Origin of the sequence: Roseisolibacter sp. H3M3-2 (assembly GCF_029211165.1) — a bacterium.
Classification (GTDB): Bacteria; Gemmatimonadota; Gemmatimonadetes; order Gemmatimonadales; family Gemmatimonadaceae; genus Roseisolibacter.
Genome location: NZ_JARGEK010000427.1, coordinates 1 through 3,739, shown reverse-complemented (window position 1 = coordinate 3,739; position 3,739 = coordinate 1). Strand labels below are relative to the sequence as shown.

Sequence of the window (3,739 nt, the reverse complement as noted above, 5' to 3'; positions counted from 1 at the left end):
GGCGCGTCGCCGGCGGGCGTCGGCGTGCCGGGGCGCGCGCGGCGCATGGGCGCGCCGACCACCGCCAGCGGGGCCGGGTCGTCGGGGAGCGCGCCGGACGCGTCCCCCGCCAGCACGATCCCGTCGACCGAGGCGGCCAGCGCGTCGATCCCCGGCGTGTCGGCGTGCGCGACCAGCAGCAGCAGCGCGTCCACCTCGCGGAAGCCGCTGGCCAGCCGGCGCCACCGGTCGCTGCGGAAGATCTCCTCGGTCGCCACCGCCTCGCTCCCGCTCGGGAGGACGAACAGGTTCCCCTGCTCGTCGGCCGGGCGCGCGATGCGGTTCAGCGACACGCCGTACAGGAAGCTGTCCGAGATCCCGTGCGGGTCGTCGTCCTCGCGCGCCAGCGCGCGCAGCGGCGCCACCTCGCCCACCAGGTCGGCCACCGCGACGCGGCGCCGCTCGGCCTGCCCGCGCGCGATCCCGAGCGCGACCCACGCCGCCAGCTCGGCGTCGCGCCCGACGACCAGCGCCGAGCCCACGGCGTCGAGCGACGACGCCACGCGCCGCCCCTCGTCGTGCCAGACGGGGAGCGCGTCCTGCCCGGGGCCGGTCACGGCATCCCCTCGTAGATCCAGAAGTCCATCCCGCTCGCCCGCGCCACGCGCTCGGCCTCGGCGCGCGCGGCGAAGGGGCCGGTGACCACGCGGTACACGGTGCGCCCCGCGCGCGTCGCCGGGACGACGCGCGGCGCGCGCGGCGCGCGCGACCGGCGCACGAGGCGGCGGGCCTCCCCCTCCGACGGCGCCGCGGCGAACTGCACGGTGTAGCTGTCGCCCGCGTGCAGCGCGACCTCGCCCGGCGACGGGACCGTCGGCCGCGGCGGGCGCGGCGCGGCCGTGTCGGGGGGCGGCGTCGGCTCCGGGAACGCGGTGTCGATCGGCGCCGGCGCGGCGCTGTCGGTCGGCACCGTGTCGGCGGGGACGCTGTCGCGCCCGCCGCGGTTCTCGAACGTCACCGGCGCGTCCAGCCCCTCGGCGCGCGGGCGGAAGCCGTTCCACAGCACGACGTGCCAGAAGTCGGCGGCGCCGCCGGCGACCGTCGACCGCGCCCGCAGCGTCGCGCCGTCGTGCAGCGTGACGTCGTCGCCGGTGGCCGCGGCGATCGCGCCGTCGGGGAGCACGAGCGGCAGGTCCCCGCGCCACGCCGTCGCCACCGCGCCCAGCACGCGGCCGTCGCCGACCGCGATCACCCACGCCGAGTCGCCGCGCGCGGGGCGGGCGAGCACGTAGCGGCCGAGCGGGTCGACGCGCAGCTCGTGCACCTCGCTCGGCAGCTCGATCGTCGCGGCCACGGCGTCGCGGAAGCGGTCCACCACCTCGACCGCGCCGCGCCCGGCCAGCGCGACGAAGATGCGGTCGCCGCTCGGCGTGGCCGCGACGGCGCGCAGCGGGCCGCCGAGGGGGACGGCGCGCAGCGGCTGCAGGTCGCGGGCGCGCACCCCCACCAGCACGTCGGCGCCGCCGAAGTAGACGCGGTCGGCCGCGCCGCCGGGACGCAGCGCGCGCGACGCGCCGGGCACGCTCGCCGAGTCGCTGACCCGCGTGGTCGGCGGGCGCAGCCGCCAGACGTACCCGGCGCCGCCGCGCGTGCCGGCGGCCAGCACGCTGCCGTCGCGCTGCGGGAAGAGCTCCTGCACCTCGCCCGGGAGCTTGCGCGTCCACGGGTCGCCGGTGGTCGTCAGGCGGGCGACGCTGCCGTCGGCCGCCAGCCCGAAGATCGCGGCGCCGTCGGCCGAGGCGAGGGCGGTGTAGGGGGCGCGCGCCGCGCTGGCGACGCTGCCGAGGCGCAGGTCGATCCGCGCCGGGCGTCCGGCCGTGTCGACCACCGCGAGCACGCCGCTCTCCCCGTCGAAGGCGAGCACGCGGGCCAGCGCCGGGGCGGCCTCGCCGGAGCGCCAGACGACCGAGTCGAGGCGCGGGTAGATGGCCGCCGTGACGCGCCCGCCGCCGCGCGGGACGCGCAGCAGCACGGGATCGGGCCCGCGCGAAGCGACGGTGCCGGCGCCGGGCTCGGAGGCGGGGCCGCGGTCTCCACGACCGCAGGCGGCGAGCAGGGACGCCGCCAGGAGGAGGACGGGCGGGCGCACGGGACAAACCTACGGGGGGGCGGGAGGTGCGGGAACCCCGGCGGTGTGACGCACCCCGCTCGACGCCCCCCCTCGACGCTCGACGCTCCACGCTCGACGCTCCCTCCGCCGGCGGGGTGGGGGGCAGCGTCGAGCGTGGAGCGTCGAGGGGGAGCCGGTCGGGGCTAGAAGCTCGGGCCGAAGAACCAGGTCCCGAACGGCTTCCGGTTCGGACTGTCGAGCGGCCACGCGTAGTCCCACCGCAGGATCGCGAAGCCGAACAGGTTGAACCGGATCCCGTAGCCGTAGCTGCGCAGCGGGTAGCGCTGGCTGAACAGGTCGTAGTTGGCCGGCCGCTTGAGCGACACCGACTGCGCCTGGTTCCCCGGCGCCGCGTTCCCCGTCCACGCCACGCCCGCGTCGTAGAAGACCAGCGCGTCGATCGGCGGCAGCGCGATCGGGAGCACGCCCAGGTCGAAGCGGCGGATCAGCGGGAAGCGGATCTCGGCGTTGGCCAGCGCGATGCGGCTGCCGAACAGCTGCGCGGCGCCGCAGTTGGCCTGCACCTCGGAGTTCGGCACGCCGGTGAGCTGCCCCGAGCACCCCTGCGAGTACGGCTCGCGGTTGTAGCCGCGGATGAAGTCCGGCCGCCCGATGTACTTGTACCACTGGTACTCGTCGCGGCCGGCCGTGATGCTGGCGAAGGCGCGCGTCGAGACGGTGATCCAGTTGAACAGGATCGGGTCGTAGCGGCGGTAGTCGAGTAGGTAGTCCACCCACCGCCACCCGCCGAACTGCGGCTCCACCTGGAAGCGCAGCCGCTGCCCCATGATCGGCGCGGTGTAGCCGAACAGCGCGTTGTCGCGCACGAACGCGAACGACGGCGCGAGCATCGTGTTGCCGCCCAGCTTGCGCGAGCCGAGCAGGCGCTGGTCGACCGGGTAGCCGCCCTGGTAGAGCGTCTGGATCGGGATGATCGAGTTCGAGACGTTCGTGATCCGCCCGCCCAGCTCGAAGCGCGTGAACCGGTTGAGCGGGTACAGCGCGCGCCAGAAGCCGTCGCGCCACGTCTGCCGCTGGATCCGGTCCTCGACGACGAAGTTGCCGGTGTTCGGGTCGCCGCCGGCGAGCGCCGGCTGGCTCCCCAGGAAGTACACCGGGATCTGCGACACGCCGGTCGTGTACTGCAGCCGCCGCGCGAGGTTGGTGTATCCCGCGAACACCTGCGCGTCGGAGATCTGCCCGTTCACGGCGGCGCTGATCGCCAGCTGCTGGTTCCCCAGCAGGTCGCCGAGCACGATGGTGGTCCCGCCGTAGAGCTGCTGCCCGTAGTTGGCGCTGGTGCCGACGCCGACCTGCGGCTGCGAGATGTACTCCGGCTGGAAGCCCGCCTTGTAGCGCGTGTCCTTGAACCGCGCGGTGTCTGGGAGCGCCAGCGCGGCGCTGTCGAGCAGCGCGGTCACGCTGAGCGGCGGCGCGCCGGCCGACGCCGCGCCGGCCGGCAGCGCGTCGGAGGCGCGGAAGGTCGACGCCGGCGTGCGGTAGACCGAGCGGCTGTCCGGCGTCGTGTCGACCGGGATCGCCTGCGCGACCGTGCTCGGCGCGGCCGCCGGCGCCGCCGGCGCCCCCGTG

The 3,739-nt window shown here is 76.5% G+C and carries 2 protein-coding genes and 1 pseudogene; all 3 read right to left on the bottom strand.

Annotation, left to right across the window (positions count from 1 at the left end):
• Window positions 1-596, bottom strand: a 596-nt coding sequence (locus tag PYV61_RS22385; RefSeq protein ID WP_275835851.1) for a hypothetical protein, incomplete at its 3' end; no start/stop codon positions are given.
• Window positions 593-2,128 carry an SPOR domain-containing protein gene (locus tag PYV61_RS22380; RefSeq protein ID WP_275835850.1) on the bottom strand — a complete coding sequence of 512 codons (1,536 nt, stop codon included), beginning with the start codon at window positions 2,126-2,128 and terminating at the stop codon, window positions 593-595. The genes PYV61_RS22380 and PYV61_RS22385, both read right to left, overlap by 4 nt.
• A 164-nt stretch (window positions 2,129-2,292) precedes the next feature.
• Window positions 2,293-3,739: pseudogene (locus tag PYV61_RS22375) on the bottom strand (hypothetical protein); the annotation flags it as partial.